This is a genomic window from Pseudoalteromonas sp. S1609, assembly GCF_005887255.1.
In the GTDB taxonomy this organism is placed as follows: Bacteria; Pseudomonadota; Gammaproteobacteria; order Enterobacterales; family Alteromonadaceae; genus Pseudoalteromonas.
On the sequence record NZ_PNDJ01000036.1, the window covers coordinates 1 to 3504 of the forward strand.

Below are 3504 nucleotides of genomic sequence, written 5' to 3' on the forward strand. Positions count from 1 at the left end.
AAGTGGGAAGGGTAAAACCACATTTAACACCTCACACTTCGCACCTCAGAATCAAAAGTGAAGGGAGGAACTATGCGCAATCACGAAAACTTAAGAGCTTGGCAATTTAGTATGGATTTAGTTGAAGTAACTTATAGAGAAACAGCTAGCTATCCAAGTGATGAAAGATTTGGTTTAATTAACCAGCTGCGCAGAGCTGCTGTATCCGTGCCTAGCAATATAGCAGAAGGGGCGGCAAGGGGAAGTGATGCCGACTTTATTCGCTTTTTATACATTGCTAGAGGGTCATTAAGTGAAGTACAAACCCAACTGAAAATAGCGAATCGTTTAGGGTTTGCACCATTGAATAAAGAAACTTCAGAATTAATAGAAAACATTTTTGCTCAATTGGGTGGTTTAATTAACAGCCTAAAAGCAAGGAAAGAATAATGATAATTAATTGTAAGGTATTGAGTGTGAAGAGCGAAGAGAGAGATGCTAAAAGTGAAGAGGGAAGTAGTAAGAGTGTAAACACTTTACGCTTCACACCTAACACTTCACACTCTAAGGTGAAGAGCGACGAGAGAAGTGGGAAGAATAAAAACGCTTCACACCTAGCACTTAGCACTTCACACTTAACAACACCTAACACTTTACGCTTTACAGGTGAAACACTATGAAAGGAATTATTTTAGCCGGTGGCAGTGGGACTAGGCTTTACCCTATTACTATGGGGGTGTCTAAGCAGTTACTACCAATATATGATAAACCAATGGTTTATTATCCGTTATCGGTTTTAATGCTAGCTGGTATACGAGAAATACTTATTATTACGACACCTGAAGATAGTGACTCATTTAAACGCTTATTAGGCGATGGCTCGCGTTATGGTGTTGAACTTACTTATACGGTACAACCAAGTCCAGATGGTTTGGCACAAGCCTTTATTTTGGGCGAAGAGTTTATTGATAATGATGATGTGTGCTTAGTGCTTGGTGATAATATTTTTTATGGCCAAGGCTTTTCTCCAAAACTTAAGCATGCTGTTGAAAATGCGAAAAATGGTAACGGAGCCACTGTTTTTGGTTATCAAGTAAAAGATCCTGAGCGCTTTGGTGTTGTTGAGTTTGATGAAAACCAAAAAGTAATCTCAATAGAAGAAAAACCCATTAAGCCAAAGTCGCATTATGCGGTAACAGGGTTGTACTTTTATGATAACTCGGTTGTAGAGCTTGCGAAACAAGTTAAGCCATCAGTGCGGGGGGAGCTCGAAATTACTTGCCTCAATGAGCTTTACTTACAAAAAAATAAGTTAAATATTGAAATGCTAGGCCGCGGTTTTGCTTGGCTAGATACAGGAACACATGAGAGCTTACTTGAAGCAGCACAATTTGTTGAAACCATTGAAAAGCGCCAAGGCTATAAAGTAGCGTGTTTAGAAGAGATTGCATTTCGCAATAAGTGGTTAACCGAACAACAAGTAATCGACTTAGCACAGCCATTATTAAAAAATGGTTATGGACAGTATTTAATAGACGTTATAAAAGACTAGTTATGAGCATTGCACTTAATAAACCACTTAGCCCAGATTTAAGTAAGCTAACTCAATACTTAAAACAGGTAAATGAAAGCGGTTGGTACACCAATTTTGGCCCATTACATCAGCAATTAACACAACGCTTAGAAGCTTACCTAGGTGTTGAAAACCTGTTGTTGGTGTCTAATGGCACGTTAGCTATTCAAGTAGCTTGTAAAGTATTAGGAATACAATCAGCTATTACAACGCCCTTTAGCTTTGTAGCCACAACCAGTTCGTTACTATGGCAAGGTATTGATGTTGCCTTTAGTGATATTGATTCGCAAAGTTATAACTTATGCCCTAATGCACTCAATGACGCTTTTGAACACAACAGCAGCTATGACGGTGTTTTAGCGACACATGTTTACGGCAATCCGTGTGATGTTGAGGCGATTGCTCGTGTGGCAAAGTGCCATGGTAAAAAAGTGGTTTATGATGCCGCTCATGCATTTGCTGTAAAAGTGGGTGAGCAATCGGTATTAAGTTTTGGCGATGCGAGTACATTAAGTTTTCATGCTACCAAGGTTTTTCATACTGTTGAAGGTGGTGCTATTATTTTTAAACATAAAGCAGATTATGAGAAGGCGAAACAACTTATTAATTTTGGCATACAAGCCGGCGGTACTTTAGGTGAGCCTGGCATAAACGCAAAGTTAAATGAGTACCAATGCGCTGTAGGCTTAACATTGCTTGATGATATAGATGAAATAATTGCACATAGAGCTACGTTATTTACTTTGTATTGCGATGAATTAAAAGATTACTTAACTCTCCCTAAGTGGCTATCGCAAGCAAGTATAAATGGTGCCTATATGCCAATTTATATTGCAGATGAGCAATTGCAAAAGCGCGTTATTGAAACTCTCGCAGCGCATGATATTCAGAGTCGACGATATTTTACACCCTCCCTAGATTTAGCTTATAGCGACCAAAAGAGCTTTGGCTGCAAGAACAGCCAAAAAATCTCTAAGGGAGCCATTTGTCTACCATTACATGCGCATATGAGTGTTGATGATGTACTTGTAGTTACGCAACTGCTTAAAAAAATAATAAAGGAGCCAACATAGTGGCTATTTTATCTGAGCAGCAACTTAAAGAGGTGGGCTTTAAATCAATCGGCAAAAATGTACGAATATCGGATAAAGCCAGTATTTATGGTGCTCAAGGTATTGCGATTGGCGATAATGTAAGAATAGACGACTTTGTTGTTTTATCCGCGGGAGCAGGTGGAATAGATATTGGCAACTATATTCATATTGCCGTTTTTAGCTCCTTGATTGGTGCAGAAAAAATTACGCTGAGTGATTTTTGTAACATTTCATCACGAGTCTCTATTTATAGTGCAAGTGATGATTATAGCGGCGAGTTTATGACAAACCCTATGGTGCCAGAGCAATTAACTAATGTAGAAAAATCACCTGTTTTTTTAGGCAAGCATGTCATTGTTGGTTCAGGCAGCGTTATTTTACCAGGAGTTACTCTTGGAGAAGGAGCTGCTGTTGGAGCGCTGTCTTTAGTTGCTAACAGTGTGAATGATTTTGATATTGTTGCAGGGTGCCCTGCCAAAGTCATTAAAAAGAGAAAAACGAAGTTGTTGAACTTAGAAAAGAATGTACCAAGCAGTTAGGTGCGGGGTTCATTTAATGGTGCGAGTGTTACAAGTCGCTGGGCTAAGTAAAGCTGGGTAAAGTTTTGTGTTTTGCTCTCGCCTCTTATCCACATTCATGTAGGCAACAAAGAGTAAATAACTCCTAGGGAGAACCCTTCGGGCAGCGCCTGTTTGTTATTAACTATAGCGTTATCGCCTATTTATGGGGAATAACCACACCACATAGGCTCTGCCTTGCCTAAATACCAAACAGACTGCTGTAAATTTAACCTTGAAAGATCAGCAGAAGCTATTAAAAAGCAAAATAATCTAAATGTTATTATATAATTTAGTATAC

The 3504-nt window shown here is 39.0% G+C and carries 4 protein-coding genes; all 4 read left to right on the forward strand.

From position 1 onward, the window contains the following. Positions 1 to 72: 72 nt before the first annotated feature. The 4 genes from CWB76_RS10495 (at position 73) to CWB76_RS10510 (ending at position 3185) form a co-directional block, all read left to right on the forward strand. Positions 73 to 429: a four helix bundle protein gene (locus CWB76_RS10495; protein ID WP_138607394.1), complete on the forward strand. Its 357-nt coding sequence runs from the start codon at positions 73 to 75 to the stop codon at positions 427 to 429. Positions 430 to 655: 226 nt separating this feature from the next. Next, positions 656 to 1531, forward strand: a complete 876-nt coding sequence (gene rfbA / locus CWB76_RS10500; protein WP_138607396.1) for a glucose-1-phosphate thymidylyltransferase RfbA — start codon at positions 656 to 658, stop codon at positions 1529 to 1531. A 2-nt stretch (positions 1532 to 1533) separates the two neighbouring features. Next, the gene (locus tag CWB76_RS10505; protein ID WP_138607398.1) at positions 1534 to 2625 is read left to right on the forward strand and encodes a DegT/DnrJ/EryC1/StrS family aminotransferase; all 1092 of its coding nucleotides are present in this window, start codon (positions 1534 to 1536) and stop codon (positions 2623 to 2625) included. Further along, positions 2625 to 3185 (forward strand): acyltransferase, encoded by a 561-nt coding sequence (locus CWB76_RS10510; RefSeq protein WP_138607400.1) that lies wholly within the window; start codon positions 2625 to 2627, stop codon positions 3183 to 3185. Before CWB76_RS10505 ends, CWB76_RS10510 begins: the two co-directional genes overlap by 1 nt. Positions 3186 to 3504: the final 319 nt, after the last annotated feature.

Excerpts from the sequence above, each read along its gene's own strand:
- rfbA (WP_138607396.1), top strand. The coding sequence starts at position 656 with ATGAAAGGAATTATTTTAGCCGGTGGCAGTGGGACTAGGCTTTACCCT.
- CWB76_RS10495 (WP_138607394.1), top strand. The coding sequence starts at position 73 with ATGCGCAATCACGAAAACTTAAGAGCTTGGCAATTTAGTATGGATTTA.
- CWB76_RS10505 (WP_138607398.1), top strand. The coding sequence starts at position 1,534 with ATGAGCATTGCACTTAATAAACCACTTAGCCCAGATTTAAGTAAGCTA.